This is a genomic window from Cognaticolwellia mytili (assembly GCF_002104475.1).
Lineage (GTDB): Bacteria > Pseudomonadota > Gammaproteobacteria > Enterobacterales > Alteromonadaceae > Cognaticolwellia > Cognaticolwellia mytili.
Genome location: NZ_NBOF01000001.1, coordinates 197,585 through 217,455 on the forward strand (window position 1 = coordinate 197,585; position 19,871 = coordinate 217,455).

Below are 19,871 nucleotides of genomic sequence, written 5' to 3' on the forward strand. Positions count from 1 at the left end.
CAGGTCAGTAGTATTAGGTTTTATTAACCGTAAATACTACTGACTTTCTTAACTTTTTTAAGTAATAGTTGCTTGATTAACTCTTTGTCATTGAGCCAACAAGTCGCAGTAAATTGTTACTAGCAACATTATTTTGTGATCAAATTGAATCAGCGTAGCTATTTATAGTAGTGTAGAGTTATTGGTTATATATAGAAATATCCACCTAAGAAATAAGGATAAGTCGCATGAATGTAGAGCAAGTCATTGCCAGTCTTAACAATGTACTTTGGGGCGATGGCCAGGTTTTGATTTATGTGCTGCTATTCGCCGGGTTTTGGTTTAGCGTTAAATTAAAATTCGTACAATTTCTTAATTTTCGACATATGTTTTCTGTCATGCGAAATAGTACTAAGGGTACTGATGAAGGTGGCGAGAATGGCTCAGGTATTAGCTCACTGCAGGCGTTATTTATAGGGCTGTCTGCACGTGTTGGTACTGGCAATTTAGCGGGCGTTGCTGTTGCTATTTCTCTTGGTGGTAGTGGCGCTATATTTTGGATGTGGGTTATTGCCTTGCTCGGCATGGCAACCGGTTTTGCGGAAAGTGTTTTAGGTCAACTTTACAAAGTAAACGATGATCATAAGGAATATCGTGGCGGACCGGCTTACTACATTCAAAAAGGGCTTAATCAGCGTTGGTTAGCAATTCTATTTTCTCTATGTTTATTCCTCGGTTACGGCTTTAGTTTTAGTGCCATGCAGGCTAATACTATTGCTGATTCTTTAAATCATGCTTTTAATATTCCTAGTATGTACTCTGGTGCTGTTATTACCATATTAGCAGGGCTAATTGTTTTAGGTGGCTTGAAACGAATTGCCCGCTTTGCAGAGTTAATTGTGCCATTTATGGGCATAGCGTTTATTCTTGTTGCTGTTGCAATCACCTTGATGAATATTAGTGCTGTGCCGGCCATGCTTTACGACATTATTACCTCGGCTTTCGGTTTACAAGAAGCGGGAGCGGGCATGTTAGGTGCAGCAATTAAAAATGGTATACAACGTGGTTTGTATTCTAATGAGGCCGGCGCGGGTAGTGTACCGCATGCAGCTGCCAGCGCAAGACCAGTACCGAACCACCCAGTTACACAAGGTTATGTGCAAATGCTTGGCGTGTTTTTAGACACTATTGTGTTATGTACCTGTACTGCGGTGATTATTTTACTTGCTGATATTAATATTGGTGGTGAAATGGAAGGTATTCGCCTGACTCAAAATGCCATTACTTATCACTTAGGTGAAAGCGGGGTTTATTTTGTTTCTGCCGCCATTAGCTTATTTGCTTTTACTTCAGTGGTTGCCAATTACGCTTATGCGGAAAGCAACTTACACTTTTTTAAGCTAGACAATAAAGTTGGTCGTACAATATACACGGTGATGTATTTAGCTATGGTATTTTGGGGCTCAAGCGCCAGTTTAAAACAGGTGTGGAGCATGGCTGATGTCGCATTAGGGTTGATGACCTTAGTTAATGTGGTAGCAATTGTGCAACTTACCCCAACCATTGTTGCGCTGATGGAAGATTATAATGCTAAGCGTAAGCTTGAAAATTCAATCGACGTTAATATGGAGTTTAAGTCTGATGACATAAAATTCCAAGGTCGACTTCATAAAGACATTTGGTCTAAGTAACCTTTGAATACTTAAGTGCTATTTCGATGCATAATTAATGTTCTAGTTACACATTGATAACAACTAAATACAATTTCATCATACTTTTTCAATTATAAATTTGTTAATTTAAAAAAATTGCATCTAGACTAGTAACTTATAGAAAGTTAAAGATACTTTTTATAAAAATGATTGTTATTATCATTTTAGTTTCTTTGACATAATTGATTTACATCATAAATCAAACTTGAGTAGATGTGGTAATATTTTCGCCTTGCTGGCGAAGCAGCCGGTCGTCTACCTATAATTTGTGCCTCTTGTGCCGTTAGCTTTTAAAATAAGCTAAAATTACTCAGTGAAAAGGATAGCTATGAAGTTTTCTGATGTCTCATTTAAAAATAAAATATTCATTTTATTAGCATTGCCATTATTGGGTTTTTTAGGGTTAAGCATTTTGGCAGTAAAACAAAATTATAGCGTTAATAATGAAATGGAACGCTTATCTCAACTCACGCAATTGTCGATAACATACAGCGATCTTGTGCATGAGTTACAAAAAGAACGCGGAGCCACAGCAGGATATATTGGCTCTAAAGGGAAAAAATTTACCTCAGAGATAAAGCAGCAACGTCTTGCTACAGATAGTAAAAAATCTAATCGTGATGCATTTTTAATTGAAAATGACTTTGACCAAACAGCTATTGTAAATTTAAATCAAGAGGTAAGTTCTGAACTTAATAAATTGACCTCTATACGCCAACAAGTGAATAACTTTGAAATAGAAGCGGCAAAAGCGATAGGTTATTATACTAATTTGAATGCCAAATTACTGTCGGTATCAACATTGATTACTGAACTGAGTACTGATGCCACAATAGCTAAGCAAACTGTTGCATACTATAACTTTTTACAAGGTAAAGAGCGTGCGGGTATTGAACGTGCGGTTATGAGTAATACATTTGCTTTAAATGAATATACCAAGGGTGTCTTTGTTAAATTTGTGTCTTTAGTAACACAGCAAAGCACCTATATGAGTAATTTTTTAGCTTTTTCGACGCCTGAAAATATAAGTTATTATCAAGAGCAGATGTCTCACTCTTCTGTAAAGGAAGTAATACGTTTACGTGGTATAGCTGAAAGTAAAACATCAGGTTTTGATGTTGATGCTGTCCATTGGTTTGAGCAATCAACACAACGAATTGGTCAACTAAAAAAAGTTGAGAATAAAGTAGCTGAAGATTTACTTGCGCTTGCTGAAGATAAATATAAAGCTGCGTTTAATATTCTATTGGTTGATATCATAGGCACAGCATTTTTATTGATATTAGTTTTATTTATTACTGTGGTTTCGGTTCGGGATTTAACCTCACGTGTGAATGAACTAACTCATATATTAGGCTTGGTGAGAGACGAAAACGATTTAACTGTTCGGGCTACACTGTTAGGCGAGAGTGAATTGGGGCATATATCTAACGCTCTCAACCTAACCTTAGCTCAGTTCTCAAAAACTATTAGTGAGATTTCGAGTTCAAGTCTGACACTTGCTGCGGCATCGGAAGAAACTTCAACCACTTGTGAATATAGCTCTGGAACATTAACCGAACAACAAGAAAGTATTGGTGTAATAGCCGCAGCTGTTGAAGAGTTGTCTTCTACGGTAAAAGAAGTTGCGAGCAATACGCAGTTGACAGCTGACTCGGCAAGAGAAGCTGATAGTCAAGCTAAAAATGGTCTTGATGTTGTGCAGGTTTCTTATAATTCAATAGAAGTTTTATCTAAAGATATTGATAGCCTTGCCCAACAGATTAATAATTTGCATAAGAGCAGCGGTGACATTACAAAAGTTGTTGATGTTATAAAGTCTGTTGCGGAGCAAACAAACTTGTTGGCACTAAATGCAGCTATTGAAGCGGCGAGAGCAGGGGAGCAGGGGCGAGGCTTTGCTGTTGTGGCTGATGAGGTCAGGACTCTGGCACAAAGAACACAACAATCGACATTAGAAATTGAAACCTTTATTGGCACTCTACAAGCTGATGCTAACGCTGCTCATCATGTTATTGAAGAAAGCCAGAAAAAGGCCAATGCTGCAGTAGATAACTCAAAAAATGTTGAGCATACATTAGAAGATATAACCAATGCCATCGGTCAAATATTTTCAATGACAGAACAAGTGGCTACGGCAATTGAAGAGCAGTCAGTGGTAACACAGGATGTAGCTCACAATATTGTTAATATTGAGCAAAAGTCTACAGAAACTACCGCCGGAGCTTTACAAATTTCTACAACAGCAAAAGAACAAGCCTACTTAGCCACCACTATGCAAGATTTAGCTAATCAATTTAAAATTTAGAGCGCTTGGTAGCCTTGTTTTGCGTTCTTATTTTTCTTGCTTACTTTAGGTTGTGAAGTTGAAAGTACATTGCAGTAATAAAAATATTTTAGTTGTAAGTTTTGTTGCTTTATTACTCTTTGGACTTTTAGCATCGACAATTGTTGCATATCATCATGTAAAAAAAAGCTCTGAAACTGCTATTCAAAAAGACATTCAACTAAAAGCTAGTTTTGTGCTAACAGAATTAACACAGTGGGTGAAAGTAACTGTCGATCAAGTTGAGCACTTTGCATTACATCTTGAAAGCTCAAATGTTAGCTTAGCAAAAAGAACAAAATATAATGAATACTTAGCATTGCACCCTAATCCTGCTGGTTTACAGTATTTAGGTTATATTTTAGATAGTACAGGCTACTATAACATTAATGATTGGCAAGCCCCTCCTGGTTATGATGTTAGAGAGCGTGGTTGGTATAAAGCTGGTAAAACAGCTTGCAAAGCAATACTTGGTCAACCCTATATTAGTATTGAAAGTAATAAACAAGCTTGGCTAGCAGTTACATCGCCAATAATACAAAATGGGGAGTTTGTTGGTTTAGCATCTGCGCATGTAACATTCGACTATATATTGTCAGTATTGAATAATGTTGATAGCAATATAGTGGGTTCGGTGTTTCTTGTCGATCAAAATGGAGAGGTAGTGCTACCGGAACGGCAAAATATTGATGCTATTTGGCAAGAAGATACTAGAAAAAAATTTATAGCGCATACAGATAAAGCTCTTCTGCCAAGAATAGAGTCGGCAGACTATGTGTTTCATATTACTCAAACGATTGAAGGCTATGCTGGTAATGTTGTTTTTGCTACGCCGAAAAAGTTCATTTCTAAAGAAATATTTCGAGAAACATTTGAACTGTTAAGTAAATTTTTATTTATCTTTATTCTTGTACTTATTGCTTTGTACTTATCGAATCGTCATATATTAGCGCCACTTTTTGATTATCTTGAATTAGATAATGTTACTCAGTTACCTAGTAAAAAACACTTCAAACAACAAGTTAAACAGCAGTTTCTATTGCCAGGAATTCATGGACGCTTACTGATTATAAATATGGAGAATTTTAATCGTATTACGGCTTCATATTCAACTGCATACGTCAGCTTATTACAAAATAAAATAAAAGATCGAATACAAGCACAATTGACCACTTCTGCTTTATTAGGTAACTTTTCTGAGAGTCGTTATATCGCTTATTACCAACAGAATGATTCAGAAAGTAATGACCTACTAGATCTGTTATCAGAGGCGTTAGCAGAGCGTTATGAGATTGCGGGGAGTGAAATATATTGTAACTTTAGAATCGGGGCTAGTGATTATCCTGAGCATGGTGGAAATATTGAGACATTGATTGACAATGCCTTCTCTGCTTTAAGTGGTATAAGTCGACAAAACTGTAATAATTATAGTATTTTTACTGCACAAATTAACCAAGAGTTTAGTGATGCGCAGCGAATTCACAACGCGATGAAAAAGGGGTTAAGGGCTGCAGAATTTAGCATGGTATACCAACCACAAGTTGATGTTTTAACCGATAAGTTGTTTGCTGTTGAATCTTTGGTCCGTTGGTATTCAAATTCGCTAAATCGGATGGTATCCCCGGCTGAATTTATCCCTATTGCTGAGTCCAATGGCTTAATGAACTCGCTTGGCGATAACATTATTCGTCAAGTTTTTCGTCAGGTAGCCAAGTGGAATAAGCTCGGTATTAACGTTCCTTCGGTGAGCATTAATATTTCGCCTCAGCAACTTCTAGCAAATAATTTTTATGATAATATTCTAGTCAATATAAATTATTTTAATATCAAACCAAGTCAAATTGAATTTGAAATTACAGAAACGTCCTTATTAAAAGACCCCAAAACGAGTATAGAAATATTGAATAAATTGAATCATCAAGGTTTTTCAATCGCCATTGATGATTTCGGTACTGGCTACTCTTCACTTGAGTATTTAAACTCAATGCCATTGCATAAATTAAAAATGGATCGAACGTTTGTCGTTGATTTAGACAAAAAAGAAAAAAGTGCGGTGTTAGTGAAAACTATTATAGCGATGGCCAATAATTTAGGCCTAGAAGTTTTGGCAGAGGGAGTTGAAAGGCAAGGAGAAGCTGAAGTTTTGTTGGCTCTGGGGTGCAGTAAAATTCAAGGGTATTTGTACTCAAAGCCGCTACCAGCAAAAGAGTTAGAAGATTATATCGCTGTGAATGCTTAAAACTCCATTGCTAGTTTTTAATGCTAGCGGTATTAGAGTTTCATTGTTTGGCACAACCATACCTCATGTATTCTACTTTACTTGTATTAAAACCGCTTTGTTGCTGAAAATATAAACAAAAATCAATAAGTCTAGTCCTTAGGCATAATAGCCAGTGAATTGAGCTGTTAAACTTAAAGGATTAAACTAATCATTCTTTTAGATTTGGCAGTACGCTTCTCATTTCTTTATGCTTACTGAGCTTTATTTCTTTCAATAGTGCGGCGCTTCTCTATCGCCATTGGGGTAATGTCATCGTGCAATTTTTTTTCCCAACCAAAGGCAAAATAAATTTCCGCCATTAGAAATAATGGTCCAATGACTAAGCCCATAATATCGTCGAAGAATGCAGGTTTTGCTTTTTCATAAATGTGACCAATAAATTGAATGATCCAACCTAAAACAAAGACAAGTATGGCTATCCAAAGTGCGCTTTCTATTGTCGAAATCAAGCTAGCAAGATATATATTGGCAATTATATATAGCAGCATGCCAAGTCCCAATTTAAGGTGTAATTTAAGGTAGTAGAGTAGGGCAATAGCGAATAACACCATGGCAGGCGTGTAAGTTAACAAGTTGCCTGAAACATCGATTGTGAAGGTATTTAAACTTAATAAAACGGTAATGGCCCAAACAATAAGCGGTATACCGATGAAATGGGTTTTAATATTAGTTTTGTTAAAGTGTACACTTTTATAGTTTGATAGTTGTTCTTCGACTGTTTTCATGACAGTTCCTCATTATTATTATGTAAATATAATGGCAATTAATGTCATTGAAGTAAAGAGAGCGGACCAGAAGATAACTAATCGGTTAAACTTTAACTTTTTGAAGGTAGATTGATTGTGTTTGATTTACTTGTGCATCAAACAAACGCTGTTTGGTGCACAAATAACAATCATTTACTTTGAGGTCTCTGAAAATTTAAGGTTGTTGACGTGTTGCAGCGATAACAATCTCACGAATACAAACATGTTGCGGTTGGCTATAAGCAAAAGTGATGGTACCAGCAATATCGTCAGCACTGATCACACCGCCCATGCTGTCTTTCCATGACTCGTACCCAGCTTTAATATCTTCAGAAGTGGTATGTGATAATAATTCTGTTTCAACTGCGCCAGGTGCAATAGTGATGAGACGTACATTACTGTCAGCAACTTCTTCACGTACATTTTCAGTAATGGCATGTACCGCGAATTTTGTTCCACAATAAGCGGCATGTGCGCCAAATGTTTTACGTCCGGCAATAGAGCTAATGTTGATAATAGTGCCTGTACTTCTTGCTTTCATCGGCGCTAGCACGGCTTGCATACCGTTTAATAAACCTAATACATTCACATCAAACATGGTTTTAAATTCACTCGCTGCTTGATCATCAATTTGACCAAGTAACATCACACCTGCGTTATTGACCAAACAATCCACCGGGCCGTATTGTGCTTCGGCTTTTGTGACTGCAGCGTCAAAACTTGCTTTGTCAGTAACATCAACTTTTTCACATAAGGTGTTGGGTAAGTTCATTGCCACTAAATTTTCAACACGTCGAGCAACTAATAATAATGGGTGACCTAAAGCGCTAAAGTGCTGTGCAATGGCTTTACCGATACCTGAACTTGCGCCCGTAACAACAATTAATTTTTTCATTTGAATTTTCTCTTTCGTCAATGTTGGTGAATTGTGATAAATAATAAAACAAAGCCGTTTGTTGATATATGGCTTCAATGTAATATCATTGTTTCCATATGAAGCCTAAAGTGTGTAGAAATGAAAAGAGTTGATAATCAGGTTAATTTGGCAGACGTTAGAGCCTTTGTCGTTATTGCAAAAGCAAAAAACTTTACGCTTGCCGCTGAACAATTAAATTGTTCGCGCTCACATGTTTCTAAGCAGTTGCTAAGTTTAGAACAAGCACTTGGGGTGAAACTTATTATTCGCACCACTCGCAGCCAACGTTTAACTGAGCAAGGTAAGTTGTTTTTTGATAAGTGCTTTAGAGCGTTAGATGAAATAGACAGTGCGGTGGAAAAGGTGCTTGATAGTAGTGACAGTATTCAAGGGCAAATAAAAATAAACTGTGTTGGCGGTTTCATCGGTGAAAATGTTGTCAGTGCTTTGGTTAATGACTTTATTAAGCTGCACCCAAATATTTCAATTACCTTAGATTTTAGTAGCCAGCGTGTTGATTTAATTTCAGGCGAGTTTGATTTGGTATTTAGGATGGGGGATTTACCTGACTCAAACTTAGTTGCGCGAAAATTAATGGACATAGCAGTAAGTACAGTGGCTAGCCCTGAATACTTATTACGAGCAGGTAAGCTATCTCATCCACAAGACTTACTTGAACATGCTTGTATCACGGGGTCGGTAAAGCAATGGCATTTTTATCATAGGCTCGATGTTAACAAGCAGTGTGATGTAAATGTTACCGGGCAAATACAATGTAAAAATGGCCGTACCATGCTGACCAGTGCATTAGCAGGTAACGGTGTTATTCGAGTACCAAGTTTATATTGCCAACAACACCTTAAAACAGGAGCATTACTTGAGGTGTTTGAAGAGTGGCACGTTAGTTCAACACCTTTATATTTAGTTTACGCGAAAGATAAATTTCAACCGATTCGCTTAAAAACACTGGTTGATTTTATTAAGGAAAAATTCACGCAATATATTGAACTGTAATAATGAAAACTATTACTGGCTATATCGTACGTTAAGATAATTATCGGCATAAATATTGAAGTCATCTTGGCTAGCTCATACAATGCAGGGATTATTTATTGAAAAAGTTACTTTTATGTCATCTGATAGATTTGGTACTAGCGCCAATTATAAAAGCCAAGAAAAAGGTTATCGTGACCGAGCATTAAAACTATATCCATGGGTTTGTGGCCGTTGTGCTCGTGCATTTGAATATTCTAATATTAAAGAACTAACGGTTCATCATATCGATCATGATCATACTAATAATCCTAATGACGGCAGTAACTGGGAATTATTATGCATTTATTGTCATGACAACGAACATGCAAAATACACCGACCATGCGAGCTACCAAACCGAAGTGAAGGCTGGCGATAGCAATCAAGACACTGCAACTTATAATCCATTCGCTGACCTAAAGTCGATGCTAAAAAAGTAGCATTTTAGTGACAACATGTATGCAGTGATACGCAGAATATAAAAGCAGGATATAAAATAAAAAGGAGTTGAATGTGGCAGGTGCGAGTTTATTGACTTTGATTGATGATATTGCCGTCGTTTTAGATGACGTTGCCGTATTATCAAAAGTTGCTGTAAAAAAAACAGCAGGGGTATTAGGTGATGATTTAGCACTTAATGCTGAGCAAGTTTCTGGGGTAAAAGCTGACAGGGAATTACCAGTAATATGGGCTGTAGCAAAAGGCTCTTTTCTTAATAAACTCATTTTAGTGCCTGCGGCATTACTAATCAGCGCCTTTGCGCCACCACTAATTACCGTATTGCTTGTGATAGGTGGTCTATTTCTTTGCTTTGAAGGATTTGAGAAAGTTTTTCATAAATTGCTGCATAGCAAAGAGGTTATTGCCGAAGAGCGACAGAAAACACTGAACGCGGTGGCAGATGAAAGTATTGATATTGTTGCGTTAGAGAAAGAGAAAATTAAAGGCGCTATTCGTACCGACTTTATTCTTTCTGCTGAAATTGTGGTTATTGTGCTGGGGTCAGTGAAAGAGGCTGCTTTTGAAACCCAAGTGATGGTGGTATCTGCTTTAGCTATTGCCATTACAGTCGGTGTTTACGGCCTAGTGGCGGCAATAGTTAAGCTTGATGACTTAGGGCTCTACTTACTGAGAAAGTCTGTTTCAGGTAACTTCAATGCATTACAACGTGCGGCAGGTCGTGGACTGTTAATGTTTGCTCCGTTTTTAATGAAATTATTGACGATTGTCGGAACTATTGCGATGTTCCTTGTTGGTGGTGGCATTATTGTTCATAGTTTTTCATGGCTGAGTGATAAATTTCATCAGCTGGAACATTGGGCACATCAATATATTGGTGGTATGTCTGACAGCATTTTACCAATCCTACTTGATGGTGTAATTGGCATTATTGCTGGTGGTTTAGTGTTGTTATTCGTTAGTGCGGTATCGAGCCTAAAAAACAAGCAAGCCAGGATTGAGTAACCGGCAAGAAAAACTATGCACTCGTTGATTTAAAACAATGTTTTCAGTTAACAAGTAAATTAATTAAAATTTTTACACTTTTGCTATTGTTTTTTGTTGCCTACGCCCTGAGTATATAATTGAAGACAACAAAAAAGGTAGCAATATGAAAATAATCATTTCCGGTCATCACGTTGAAATCACTGAAGGTATTAATCAGTCAGTTGAAAATAAATTTGCAAAAGTTGCCAAACATTTCCCTAGCCTAATGACACTAGATGTCATCATTACCGTAGAGCCAAACCAACAAAAACTTGAAGTTTCCACAACCTATGAAGGTGCAACCGTTTCAGTAAACGCAGCAGACAAAGAGTTATATGCCGCAATTGCTAGTGCAGCGAGTAAACTAGAAGCAGCATTATCGCATCGTAAAGGTGTACTGTTAGCTAAACAGAAACAAAAATATGAAGTAGAGCAATCAAACGCATTCGAAAACAGTTAATGTAAATTTTTAGTTATTGTTTCAAGTAGAAAAAGGCCGTTTAACGGCCTTTTTTACGTTTAGTGCTACTGGCATACCACTGTCGTATAGGGGCGAAAATGGCTAAACAGTGACTGCTTGAAAGTATAGGCGTGCGAATGTATTTTATCTGTTTATTGATAGAGGGGTTTTAACTAAGCCTTTAGGGGGTAAATTAGAAGCTCCACAAAGAACTTGCAACAGACTACCCACTCTTAAGTAAATTGAACATTCCAAGGTGACAATTATCGAGTTAATTTAGTTTGAATAGATAGCTAATCGAACTCTGAAAAATAGCGTTCAATTTCTTTTGTCTTAACATGGCCTATTTCAAACCAGAATTTTTCAATTTGTTTTTCGTGTTGTTGATAATATTCATTGTTGAAAGGGATATACCATTCATTTGAAGTTAGTATGATATTACTCCAATATATTGAGTTTGATAGGCCATGTTCGTTAATTTTATTAAGACCGACCATTTTGGAAATCACATAGCCATCAAGTCTATTTTCGGCTACTGCAACTAGTCCGGTGTTTACGGTATATTCAAAATTAGATAATATTTTTTGTTTAAGTAAAATATCATTTACAACATAGCCTATTGGCCCACTTAGACCAAACTTTAAATATTTTTTATATTTTCTAACATCTAGGCGATTGTCTACAGATGTTATATCAGCTAACGTGTCTTTGTTATCCAATATGCCGTCTTTTTTAATGAATAAGCCATAGTCTGCTGTCATTAATGCGTGATCCTTATTCGTTGGAAATTTAAATAAAGGTGTTCGTTCTGGTGTTTTTATCATGGCGAATAGGGCTTGAGCTTGGTTGTTTTTTACCATTTGTTGGCAGCGTAACCAAGGGCGACTAATAAACTGGATCGGTAAATTTGCTTTTTTTGCAGCTGAACGGATGATGTTGATTGCTAGACCTTTAGGGTCATGTTCAGCATCATTTGGGCTAAAAACAAAAGGAGCATTATGTTTATTTTCATAGCAAATGGTTACGTTTTTTCCAAGACAGAAAGTCGGAAAAAACAATAATACAACGAATAACATTTGATAGAAAAAAGCATATCTATTCATATACGCATTTTTGTTGGTACTTGATAGACTAACTATAATCTAGATATGTGTAATTGCTATTGTGTTCATTTATGACGTTAACTTTATGTATAGTAGCAAAGCTGTCTATTTGTGCTCGACGATAAAAGTACTAGTGTTTTAATATTCCTTTAAATTAACTGATTATTGCTAATGTTACTTAGATAGGACGAAATAATGGCTATTGGTGGCTTGTTCTCGTAAAATAGCGTATTAGCTTTATTCTGCGTAAAAGATAGTTGAAGCGTTACTTTTAAAATCCTCAAGGAATCCCATGAAAAAAACATTCGAGTTAACACACCCTAAAATTAAAATTGAAAGAATGGTTGAAGCGGTGAAACACGAAGTTAAAAAATACCTAAAGCGTGAACGCAATAAAACATTGCCAGAAGATGCTGATTATTGGGATTTTGATTGTAAAATTGGAGCGTCTGCGCAAACTGCTGATGTTATCCATGTGGCAACGATTAATAAGCAAGTCGATATTCTTGCTGCGGATGGCTTGACTTCGTTTTACCTTGAAATATTAGTAAAACCAGCAGTGCGTACTTTCGAAGAAAAAGAATCATAAAATGTGCTTAACATAACTAAGCTACATTAAATTAAAAAACCTCGCTTATGGTCACTATCATGAGGTTTTTTAATTCTATAACTTTAATAACCAATCAAACCATTTATATGTGCAACAGCGCTTCTACCAAGCGCATTTAACGAATAGCCTCCTTCAAGTACGGAAACTATTCTGCCGTCAGCGTGCTTATCAGCAATATCTTTTAGCTGATCAGTCACCCAACGATAATCTTCATCAACTAAACTCACTTGCGACATATCGTCTTCAACATGAGCGTCGAAACCCGCTGAAATAAAAATTATTTGTGGTTTAAATTTATTTAATGCTGGCAGCCAAGTATCAAGAATTGCCTGACGAAAGTCAGCACTTTTTGCGGTCGCATCAAGTGGTGTATTGATGATAGGAGGCTTAGTACTTTCTTTAATTTCAAATGGATAAAAAGGGTATTGGTAGGTTGAACAAAATAAGTAACCTTTTTTATCTTTAACGATATCTTCAGTGCCATTACCGTGATGTACGTCAAAATCGACAATGGCAACACGTTTCATTTTGTATTGCTGCTTTGCGTAAGCTGCTGCAACGGCAACATTATTAAAAAAGCAAAAGCCCATGCCTTTATTGTGCTCTGCATGATGTCCTGGCGGGCGCGTGGCACAAAATGCTGAAGACAGCTCTTTTGACATAACCAGGTCTACCGCGTCTTTCGCTGCACCAGCAGAGAGTAAAGCTGCATTAAGTGTATTAGGGTTCATCACCGTGTCGTCGTCAAGATGATAAAGCCCTTCTTCTGGGGCATTAGAAAAAATAGAGTCAATGTAATCTTTATCATGAGCTAAATAAAGCCACTGCTTGTCGATAGGCTTGGCATTAAATTGCCTAATTACGTAATCTAAACCGCTACGTATAAGTTGATCCTGAATTGCCGCCATACGCGCAGGGGCTTCAGGGTGATGATCACCCATATGGTGAGTTAAACATTGATGGTGACTTATAACGCCGACAGTCATATTAATATCCTTTAAATGTACTTATTTATTGTGCTCTATTAGTCTGTGTTATAACGTATACGCTAAGCTAACTTCGTCATAATCATCAGATGGTTTTCGCAGAAAACCCGCATTTTCAAACACTTTCAGCATAGGTGCATTATCTCGTCTGACACAAGCAACCAGTTGAGTTAAACCACGAATTTTGGCAATAGCAATTAACTCTGAAAGCAGAGCTTTTGCCATGCCTTTACCGCGTTTACTTTCTTTGATAACAAAAGCGACTTCTGCACTATTACTGGATTCTAAGTAGTAATAACGGGCAACCGCTTGAATAGACTCACCTAAGTGATCGCGCTCGGTTAAGCACAAGGCTAAATCAACATGTTGGTTGACACTTACCAAGTTACATGATTTCTCACGCGTCATTTGTGTCGCATGATGATTGTAGCGCATCATCAAGGTTTCTTTGTTATGGGAGTAAAAGAACTCTTGTAATTTACGTTCATCAGCCGGTGCTAATGGGCGAAGGAAGTATTCAGAGTCAGCAAATGTAAAACGCTTGATTTCAATTTTCCCTAACTCAGGCACCGAGGTTGGGGTATTTTCTTGATATTCAGGTACCCAATAATGCTTACGCACGTCTTTTAACAACTGAGCTCTAAATTTAGGGTGTGCAATGCGAATAAGCTCTAGTGAGCGTTCACGAATGCTTTTACCTTGTAGTGAGGCAATACCATATTCGGTTACGACATAAGAAACATGACCACGAGAGGTTACAACACCACCACCTTCGGTGATATGAGGTACTATACGTGATATCTTACCGTCTTTAGTCGTCGATGGTAATGCTATAATAGGCTTACCGCCTTTACTCAAGGCCGAGCCACGTATAAAGTCGACTTGGCCACCAATACCACTGTAAAAATGGTAACCAATTGAGTCTGAAACCACTTGCCCAGTTAGGTCTACTTCGATGGCACTATTAATTGAGACCATTTTTTCGTTACGCGCAATATTGACTGGCGAATTAACATGCTCACTCGGGTAAAATTCAACATGCGGGTTACCATCAACAAATTTATAAAGTCGTCTTGTACCAACACAAAAACTTACCACTGTTTTACCTTTATGAAAGGTTTTTTTACGATTGTTAATGACGCCAGATAACATTAAATCAATGATACCGTCTGAGATCATTTCGCTGTGCACGCCTAAGTCTTTATGGTTGGCCAAATACTGTAATACTGCAGAAGGAATAGTACCAACACCAATTTGTATCGTCGCACCGTTTTCCACCAACATAGCAACATATTGACCAATCTGTTCGGTGACTTGATCAACTTCAGGCTCAATTACTTCAGGCAGATACTGTTTCATTGTTGTATGGGCATCAATTTGGTTTAGATGAACAAAGCTATGACCATTGGTTCTAGGCATGTTCGGATTGATTTGCGCGATAACATATTTTGCTTTTTTAATTGCTGCGGAAACAATATCAACGCTGACACCAAGCGAGCAATAGCCGTACTCATCAGGTGGGCTGACCATGATTAATGCAACATCCAGTGGTAAAATATTTTCATTAAATAATTTGGGAATTTCTGATAAAAATGATGGCGTGTAATCGGCTCGTCCTTCTCGTATGGCCTTTCTAATTTTTTCACCACCGATAAAAAAGGCATTGACCTTAAATAAATCTCTGTGCTCGACATCGGCCCAAACATTTTCGGACAGCGTTAAAATGTGTACTGCTTCAATATCGTGCAAGCCGGCGCTATTGGCAATAAGGTCATCAATAAGTGCATTTGGCACGGCGGCATTAGAGCCAATAAATATTCGATTACCCGATTTGAGATATTTTGACCAATCGATAGCTGACTTTTCCTTTCTCTTTAACGCCATAAATTTCTCTGTTTGTACTGTATTTATTTGATTATGTATTAATCAATAAGTTATTTTTTGATCCGAGTCAACTCTGAAGCAGCTTTAGACTAAAGGTGTAGTTTAATAAATTGAAAAACAGAGGTATTTCTTGCATTGTTGTTATCAGCACTAGCACACTATGCGATAGTTTTTTATCAGGTAAATGGAAGGACTTATGTCGGAGATAGTACAAATACGTTTATTGAAAGTATGTATTGTTATTGGTGTTTCGTTATTATTTTTAGGCCACTATTTACTATCATATGCTGATTTACCGGCCTCAATGGGCGTGACCGGTATTGTTATTTCTGCTGCCTGTATTGCTTTTGGCTTGATATTCTCTCTACCAACAAAAATGTATTTAACTTTCTTACTAATGAAACGTGAACAGATTGAAAAAAAGTAAATAAAAAATAGCAATAAAAAAGCCCAACAAAGTTGAGCTTATAGCAATTCCCGATTCAATAGAACCTAAAAGTAAGCGTTATTACTTAGCCAAAAATATTGCGCATTAAGGTGATAGCTTGATCGACTGTTTTACCGTCTTTTACGCTATTGACTATGGTGCTGCGCATGTTAATGATAAATTCTGGAATATCATCGGCTTCAAATGCTTTGTCAACAATAGCTTCTGCTGATGCTTTACTGCGTTTAACTGCTTTGGCTACGCCAATTTTTATCTTCTTTGGTTTGTCGCGCATTCTAATGTAATTTGAGCTTGCTGCTAATGAATCATCAGCAAACAAAAATAAGTCAATTAATACTGCACGGTTTTTCCAAAGGTGCAATTCAACTTCATCACTTGGCATTTCACAATTCCACCATTGTGTACTTCTGATTGTTGCGATTAACTCATGCCAGTAATCGCCAAAGCTTTGGTTGTTCAATTTCACCAAGCCTAAGCCTTGTGAAAGGATATCTAATTTAGCATTGGTCAGCGCAACAAACTGGTCTGGTCTACGCATCGCTAGTAAACGTGTTGCAGCGGTTAGTGGCGCTTTTTCATCGCTTGCGTGTTCAGCAAAAATGGCTTTATAAGCACTAACAAAATTTTCGTAATGACTTAAAGTTACTTCACCTTCTAACGGGATTGTTGCTAGTGCGCTATCAAAGGTTGCAGGATGTGACTTTAAAAGTTGATGAAAAGTTTTTGCACCGCGCGTGCCGGCAAACCATTCAACATCAAACATATAAACACTAACGTCATGTTGAGCCGTATGCTTACCTGCGAATGCTAAGCGGTCTTCTTCAATCATTTCTACTAAGCTTTTATCGTGCATTCCGGCAACATAATCGAGTAATTTTAAACGCTCAGATAATGCTTGCAGTGTTGCGGAGTCTTGCAAAAATCCTGCAAACATCGGCCAAGGAATAACACGTGCCATTTTTAATTGGCAAGCACTAACGCCTGTAGATAAAGTTTCTTGCAGTTTTTTAAGTGGTTTTTCTTGATTTGACTCTAAAAGTTCACGATTTACGTCATGCACACAAATTCGATGAAGTTCTGCACACCAGTTTAGAAAATTCTCTGGGTGGTTTTCAACTTTTACCGCCATTAAATTAAGGCTGAGATCAGCAACAAATGATAAAGCATTTTGGTAAATAGTTTGTTCGGTAGAACTAAGCGACATCGCATTTGGAGAGGTAAGTAATTTTCTCATGAAACTGATATTTTCCGACGGTAAAAACATAAAAATAGGGCGGCATAATACGTGTAAAATTACCTAACGCAAGTGATAAAGTGTAATTTAATTAAGAAAAGAAGAACTGGTGCTTTTGTGAACGCTATGTGTTGTAATATTCAGCAAACCCTATGCCATTGATTTTCTTTAGCAAAGGGTTTGAACATTGGGGGAGTGACTAATAACTGTTACGAAGTTACTGCTTGTTTCGGTTTAGAATAATACTTCACTAAACCAATAATAGAGGCAGCAATCCAAAATAATTCAATGACAAAACTTGCCAAATTAAAGTTGTAACACAAACTAATAAGCAGCAAAATCGCGCCAGTTAGATTGATAAGGTTATAGGCCAAACTTTTCGGTGTTAACTTTTCCAGTTGTAGCAAAAAAAATGCGCCAACCACTAAAAAAGTACCTGACATTCCAATGATATCGAATAAAATATCGATCATGATAAACTCCAAGCTATAGAGGTGTGATCCAAAATGCTGGCCCTGTCCGTGGGTAGGATCGTTTTCGTCCATGAAACAGCTTGTCGCTTACCGTAAATAACGCAACTTAGTAATTATCGATGGTTATTTAGGTAATTTCGCTGCTATTGTATGTAGGCTTTTTCAAAAGGTAAAGCTTTACCGTATTACTTTACCGATAGCCAAATCCGCTATGACAATAAAAAGCACTTTTATAAGCTTGTTTGCATATCAATGATAAAAATTTAAAAGGGATAGGTTTAATGAAGCGATTACGTATAGTTAGTTTGGCGGTAACGTTACTATTTTTATTCGTTAGTCGTGTTGCGGTTTCGCATGATAACCATACGAGTAGTGCTACCTATTTGGGTAATGCCGCTATTTTAGTACAAGATGAGAGTACTAAATTGCTATTTGACCCCTTCTTTCATAAAGACTTTGGTATTTATCAATTAGTGCCGAAAGACATTAGCCACGCAATTTTCCAAGGAACTCCGCCTTATAACAATATTAACTTTGTTTTTATTAGCCATGCTCATGATGACCATTTCTCAGCTATCGATTTACTAAACTATTTAAAACATCACTCTCAAGTGCAGCTTGTAGCGCCAAAACAAGCGATTGTTCAGCTGATGGCATTAAGCGAGTTTAGCGAGAATGAGAAAAGTTTGATGCCACGTTTACATACTGTTCCGCTGGGTTATGGTGATATGGCTTGGTCGAAAACAATTAGCAACACTCATATATCTGCAGTGCGTATTCCTCATGCTGGTTGGCCGAGCCGAGCGGGAGTTGAAAATCTAGTTTTTCGAGTAACACTTAATGATGGTGTAACAGTTATGCATATGGGCGATGCTGATCCAAATGATGACCACTACTTACCTTATAAGACCCATTGGCGACAGCAAGTCACAGATACTGCTTTTCCACCTTATTGGTTCTTCTTTTCGGCGGAAGGACGCGACATTCTTGATGACATTATCAATGCAAAGCAGTATATCGGTGTACACGTGCCAGTCGAGGTACCAAAACGCCTGATCAGCAGCAAAAAGTTATTTTTTTCTAAGCCAAGTCAAACGAAAAAAATTCATCAACATTAAGCTAAATTTATTATTTCTGTGAATCCTGTGAATACATTGTTTTATATACTTTAAAGTACATAATTCATTACTTGTTATCTATTCTCGATGTTAGTACTCTATTTCTGGTCTGACCATTTATGCGGCTTTATAGGCATTAATCAAACAGATTAGATTATCGTATGGGAATAATAGTGTATGCAGCAAGAATCAATTTTTATCAGTGATGACAATCATCAGCTTCATTTACGCCACATTTGGAAAAAGCAAAGTGGAGTGCCAATTTTTATGCTTCATGGCCTGATAGAAAATGGTCGTATTTTTTATACAGAGAAAGGTAAAGGTTTAGCATGCTTTCTTGCTGAGCAAGGCTTTGATGTGTATGTTGCTGACTTACGTGGCCGCGGAAAAAGCACACCGAGTATTAATGCAAAGTCATCATTTGGACAATATGAAGCAATTACTCGTGATATCCCTTTATTTTTAGAGAAGATACAAACGCTAAACGTTCAAAAAATTCATCTTATTGCGCACTCTTGGGGCGGAGTATTATTATCAAGCTTTTTAGCTCGCTACCCGAAGTGGCTCGATAAAATACATAGTAAAACCTGCTTTGGCACAAAACGGGTCGTCACTGCAAGAACACTCGAAGCTCATATCAAATTAGGCATATTTTGGCGTTATATTGCTCCCAAGTTGGCTAAAATCGGTGGTTATTTAGATGCGAAAAAATTTCGTTTTGGCTCTGATAATGAAACGAAGCAATCTCTAAAGGAAAGTATTACCTGGGTAATACCAGGGCAATGGCAAGATCAATCCGATGGTTTTAACTATTTTGATGCAGCACAAACGCTAACTTGGCCACCGACCTGGCATTTCACTGGCATCAAAGACTATGCTTTAGGTCACCAGCAAGATGTGCAACTTTTTATTGAAGAGTGTGGTAACCATAGGGCAAAGTTTTCTGTACTATCAAAACAGGCTGGGAGTTATGTTGATTATGATCATATTAATATATTAACCCATCCTCATACCGTTAATGATCATTTTCCTATATTGGCTAATTGGCTATTAGAACAGCAGACGATGTAAATAAG

General features: G+C 37.2%; 18 protein-coding genes. 11 read left to right on the forward strand and 7 right to left on the reverse strand.

Features of this window, described 5'->3' with window-relative positions; translation table 11 throughout:
- The first annotated feature begins 227 nt into the window (after window positions 1–227).
- The 3 genes from B7C41_RS00760 (at window position 228) to B7C41_RS00770 (ending at window position 6,256) form a co-directional block, all read left to right on the forward strand.
- Complete coding sequence (locus tag B7C41_RS00760) at window positions 228–1,670, forward strand: alanine/glycine:cation symporter family protein (RefSeq protein ID WP_085296852.1); 1,443 nt, start codon at window positions 228–230, stop codon at window positions 1,668–1,670.
- A 349-nt stretch (window positions 1,671–2,019) separates the two neighbouring features.
- Window positions 2,020–3,999, forward strand: a complete 1,980-nt coding sequence (locus B7C41_RS00765) for a methyl-accepting chemotaxis protein (protein WP_085296853.1) — start codon at window positions 2,020–2,022, stop codon at window positions 3,997–3,999.
- A gap of 58 nt (window positions 4,000–4,057) precedes the next feature.
- A complete protein-coding gene (locus B7C41_RS00770) occupies window positions 4,058–6,256 on the forward strand; it encodes a bifunctional diguanylate cyclase/phosphodiesterase (protein WP_158089062.1) in 2,199 nt (732 codons plus the stop codon).
- A 233-nt stretch (window positions 6,257–6,489) separates the two neighbouring features.
- Here the strand turns inward: B7C41_RS00770 and B7C41_RS00775 are convergent, their stop codons facing one another.
- Together B7C41_RS00775 and B7C41_RS00780 are read right to left on the reverse strand one after the other, a co-directional pair.
- Complete coding sequence (locus tag B7C41_RS00775) at window positions 6,490–7,023, reverse strand: Mpo1 family 2-hydroxy fatty acid dioxygenase (RefSeq protein ID WP_085296855.1); 534 nt, start codon at window positions 7,021–7,023, stop codon at window positions 6,490–6,492.
- Between the two features lie 196 nt (window positions 7,024–7,219).
- Entirely contained in the window at window positions 7,220–7,939 is a 720-nt protein-coding gene (locus B7C41_RS00780) for an SDR family oxidoreductase (protein WP_085296856.1), read from the reverse strand.
- A gap of 120 nt (window positions 7,940–8,059) precedes the next feature.
- Here B7C41_RS00780 and B7C41_RS00785 point away from each other — a divergent pair, with 120 nt between their 5' ends.
- From B7C41_RS00785 to hpf, 4 genes are all read left to right on the forward strand, one after another.
- Window positions 8,060–8,974 carry a LysR family transcriptional regulator gene (locus B7C41_RS00785; protein WP_085296857.1) on the forward strand — a complete coding sequence of 305 codons (915 nt, stop codon included), beginning with the start codon at window positions 8,060–8,062 and terminating at the stop codon, window positions 8,972–8,974.
- Window positions 8,975–9,089: 115 nt separating this feature from the next.
- Window positions 9,090–9,434 carry a YajD family HNH nuclease gene (locus B7C41_RS00790; protein ID WP_085297662.1) on the forward strand — a complete coding sequence of 115 codons (345 nt, stop codon included), beginning with the start codon at window positions 9,090–9,092 and terminating at the stop codon, window positions 9,432–9,434.
- A gap of 73 nt (window positions 9,435–9,507) precedes the next feature.
- Window positions 9,508–10,458, forward strand: coding sequence for a DUF808 domain-containing protein (locus B7C41_RS00795; protein ID WP_085296858.1), 951 nt, complete (start codon window positions 9,508–9,510; stop codon window positions 10,456–10,458).
- A 145-nt stretch (window positions 10,459–10,603) separates the two neighbouring features.
- Window positions 10,604–10,939 (forward strand): ribosome hibernation-promoting factor, HPF/YfiA family, encoded by a 336-nt coding sequence (hpf, locus tag B7C41_RS00800; RefSeq protein ID WP_085296859.1) that lies wholly within the window; start codon window positions 10,604–10,606, stop codon window positions 10,937–10,939.
- A gap of 293 nt (window positions 10,940–11,232) precedes the next feature.
- On the opposite strand, the gene B7C41_RS00805 is transcribed toward hpf, so the two are convergent.
- Window positions 11,233–12,042, reverse strand: coding sequence for a transporter substrate-binding domain-containing protein (locus tag B7C41_RS00805; protein WP_085296860.1), 810 nt, complete (start codon window positions 12,040–12,042; stop codon window positions 11,233–11,235).
- 292 nt (window positions 12,043–12,334) lie between these two features.
- Here B7C41_RS00805 and B7C41_RS00810 point away from each other — a divergent pair, with 292 nt between their 5' ends.
- On the forward strand, window positions 12,335–12,631 hold the full coding sequence (locus tag B7C41_RS00810; protein ID WP_085296861.1) for a DUF6172 family protein: 297 nt from the start codon (window positions 12,335–12,337) through the stop codon (window positions 12,629–12,631).
- Between the two features lie 83 nt (window positions 12,632–12,714).
- Here B7C41_RS00810 and B7C41_RS00815 read toward each other — a convergent pair whose 3' ends face one another.
- Together B7C41_RS00815 and B7C41_RS00820 are read right to left on the reverse strand one after the other, a co-directional pair.
- Complete coding sequence (locus B7C41_RS00815) at window positions 12,715–13,638, reverse strand: histone deacetylase family protein (RefSeq protein ID WP_085296862.1); 924 nt, start codon at window positions 13,636–13,638, stop codon at window positions 12,715–12,717.
- A gap of 48 nt (window positions 13,639–13,686) precedes the next feature.
- Window positions 13,687–15,522 (reverse strand): GNAT family N-acetyltransferase, encoded by a 1,836-nt coding sequence (locus B7C41_RS00820; RefSeq protein WP_085296863.1) that lies wholly within the window; start codon window positions 15,520–15,522, stop codon window positions 13,687–13,689.
- Window positions 15,523–15,718: 196 nt separating this feature from the next.
- Between B7C41_RS00820 and B7C41_RS00825 the strand changes: the two genes are divergently transcribed.
- Window positions 15,719–15,949: a hypothetical protein gene (locus tag B7C41_RS00825; RefSeq protein WP_085296864.1), complete on the forward strand. Its 231-nt coding sequence runs from the start codon at window positions 15,719–15,721 to the stop codon at window positions 15,947–15,949.
- Between the two features lie 85 nt (window positions 15,950–16,034).
- On the opposite strand, the gene B7C41_RS00830 is transcribed toward B7C41_RS00825, so the two are convergent.
- Together B7C41_RS00830 and B7C41_RS00835 are read right to left on the reverse strand one after the other, a co-directional pair.
- On the reverse strand, window positions 16,035–17,204 hold the full coding sequence (locus B7C41_RS00830) for a hypothetical protein (protein WP_085297663.1): 1,170 nt from the start codon (window positions 17,202–17,204) through the stop codon (window positions 16,035–16,037).
- A gap of 209 nt (window positions 17,205–17,413) precedes the next feature.
- Window positions 17,414–17,677 (reverse strand): CBU_0592 family membrane protein, encoded by a 264-nt coding sequence (locus B7C41_RS00835; RefSeq protein ID WP_085296865.1) that lies wholly within the window; start codon window positions 17,675–17,677, stop codon window positions 17,414–17,416.
- 281 nt (window positions 17,678–17,958) lie between these two features.
- On the opposite strand from B7C41_RS00835, the gene B7C41_RS00840 reads away from it, so the two are divergent.
- Window positions 17,959–18,795: an MBL fold metallo-hydrolase gene (locus B7C41_RS00840; protein ID WP_085296866.1), complete on the forward strand. Its 837-nt coding sequence runs from the start codon at window positions 17,959–17,961 to the stop codon at window positions 18,793–18,795.
- Window positions 18,796–18,972: 177 nt separating this feature from the next.
- Window positions 18,973–19,866, forward strand: coding sequence for an alpha/beta fold hydrolase (locus B7C41_RS00845; RefSeq protein ID WP_085296867.1), 894 nt, complete (start codon window positions 18,973–18,975; stop codon window positions 19,864–19,866).
- Window positions 19,867–19,871 lie beyond the last annotated feature (5 nt).

Excerpts from the sequence above, each read along its gene's own strand:
- B7C41_RS00760 (WP_085296852.1), top strand. The coding sequence starts at position 228 with ATGAATGTAGAGCAAGTCATTGCCAGTCTTAACAATGTACTTTGGGGC.
- B7C41_RS00765 (WP_085296853.1), top strand. The coding sequence starts at position 2,020 with ATGAAGTTTTCTGATGTCTCATTTAAAAATAAAATATTCATTTTATTA.
- B7C41_RS00775 (WP_085296855.1), bottom strand. The coding sequence starts at position 7,023 with ATGAAAACAGTCGAAGAACAACTATCAAACTATAAAAGTGTACACTTT.
- B7C41_RS00780 (WP_085296856.1), bottom strand. The coding sequence starts at position 7,939 with ATGAAAAAATTAATTGTTGTTACGGGCGCAAGTTCAGGTATCGGTAAA.
- B7C41_RS00785 (WP_085296857.1), top strand. The coding sequence starts at position 8,060 with ATGAAAAGAGTTGATAATCAGGTTAATTTGGCAGACGTTAGAGCCTTT.
- B7C41_RS00790 (WP_085297662.1), top strand. The coding sequence starts at position 9,090 with ATGTCATCTGATAGATTTGGTACTAGCGCCAATTATAAAAGCCAAGAA.
- hpf (WP_085296859.1), top strand. The coding sequence starts at position 10,604 with ATGAAAATAATCATTTCCGGTCATCACGTTGAAATCACTGAAGGTATT.
- B7C41_RS00805 (WP_085296860.1), bottom strand. The coding sequence starts at position 12,042 with ATGAATAGATATGCTTTTTTCTATCAAATGTTATTCGTTGTATTATTG.
- B7C41_RS00810 (WP_085296861.1), top strand. The coding sequence starts at position 12,335 with ATGAAAAAAACATTCGAGTTAACACACCCTAAAATTAAAATTGAAAGA.
- B7C41_RS00815 (WP_085296862.1), bottom strand. The coding sequence starts at position 13,638 with ATGACTGTCGGCGTTATAAGTCACCATCAATGTTTAACTCACCATATG.
- B7C41_RS00820 (WP_085296863.1), bottom strand. The coding sequence starts at position 15,522 with ATGGCGTTAAAGAGAAAGGAAAAGTCAGCTATCGATTGGTCAAAATAT.
- B7C41_RS00825 (WP_085296864.1), top strand. The coding sequence starts at position 15,719 with ATGTCGGAGATAGTACAAATACGTTTATTGAAAGTATGTATTGTTATT.
- B7C41_RS00830 (WP_085297663.1), bottom strand. The coding sequence starts at position 17,204 with ATGAGAAAATTACTTACCTCTCCAAATGCGATGTCGCTTAGTTCTACC.
- B7C41_RS00835 (WP_085296865.1), bottom strand. The coding sequence starts at position 17,677 with ATGATCGATATTTTATTCGATATCATTGGAATGTCAGGTACTTTTTTA.
- B7C41_RS00840 (WP_085296866.1), top strand. The coding sequence starts at position 17,959 with ATGAAGCGATTACGTATAGTTAGTTTGGCGGTAACGTTACTATTTTTA.
- B7C41_RS00845 (WP_085296867.1), top strand. The coding sequence starts at position 18,973 with ATGCAGCAAGAATCAATTTTTATCAGTGATGACAATCATCAGCTTCAT.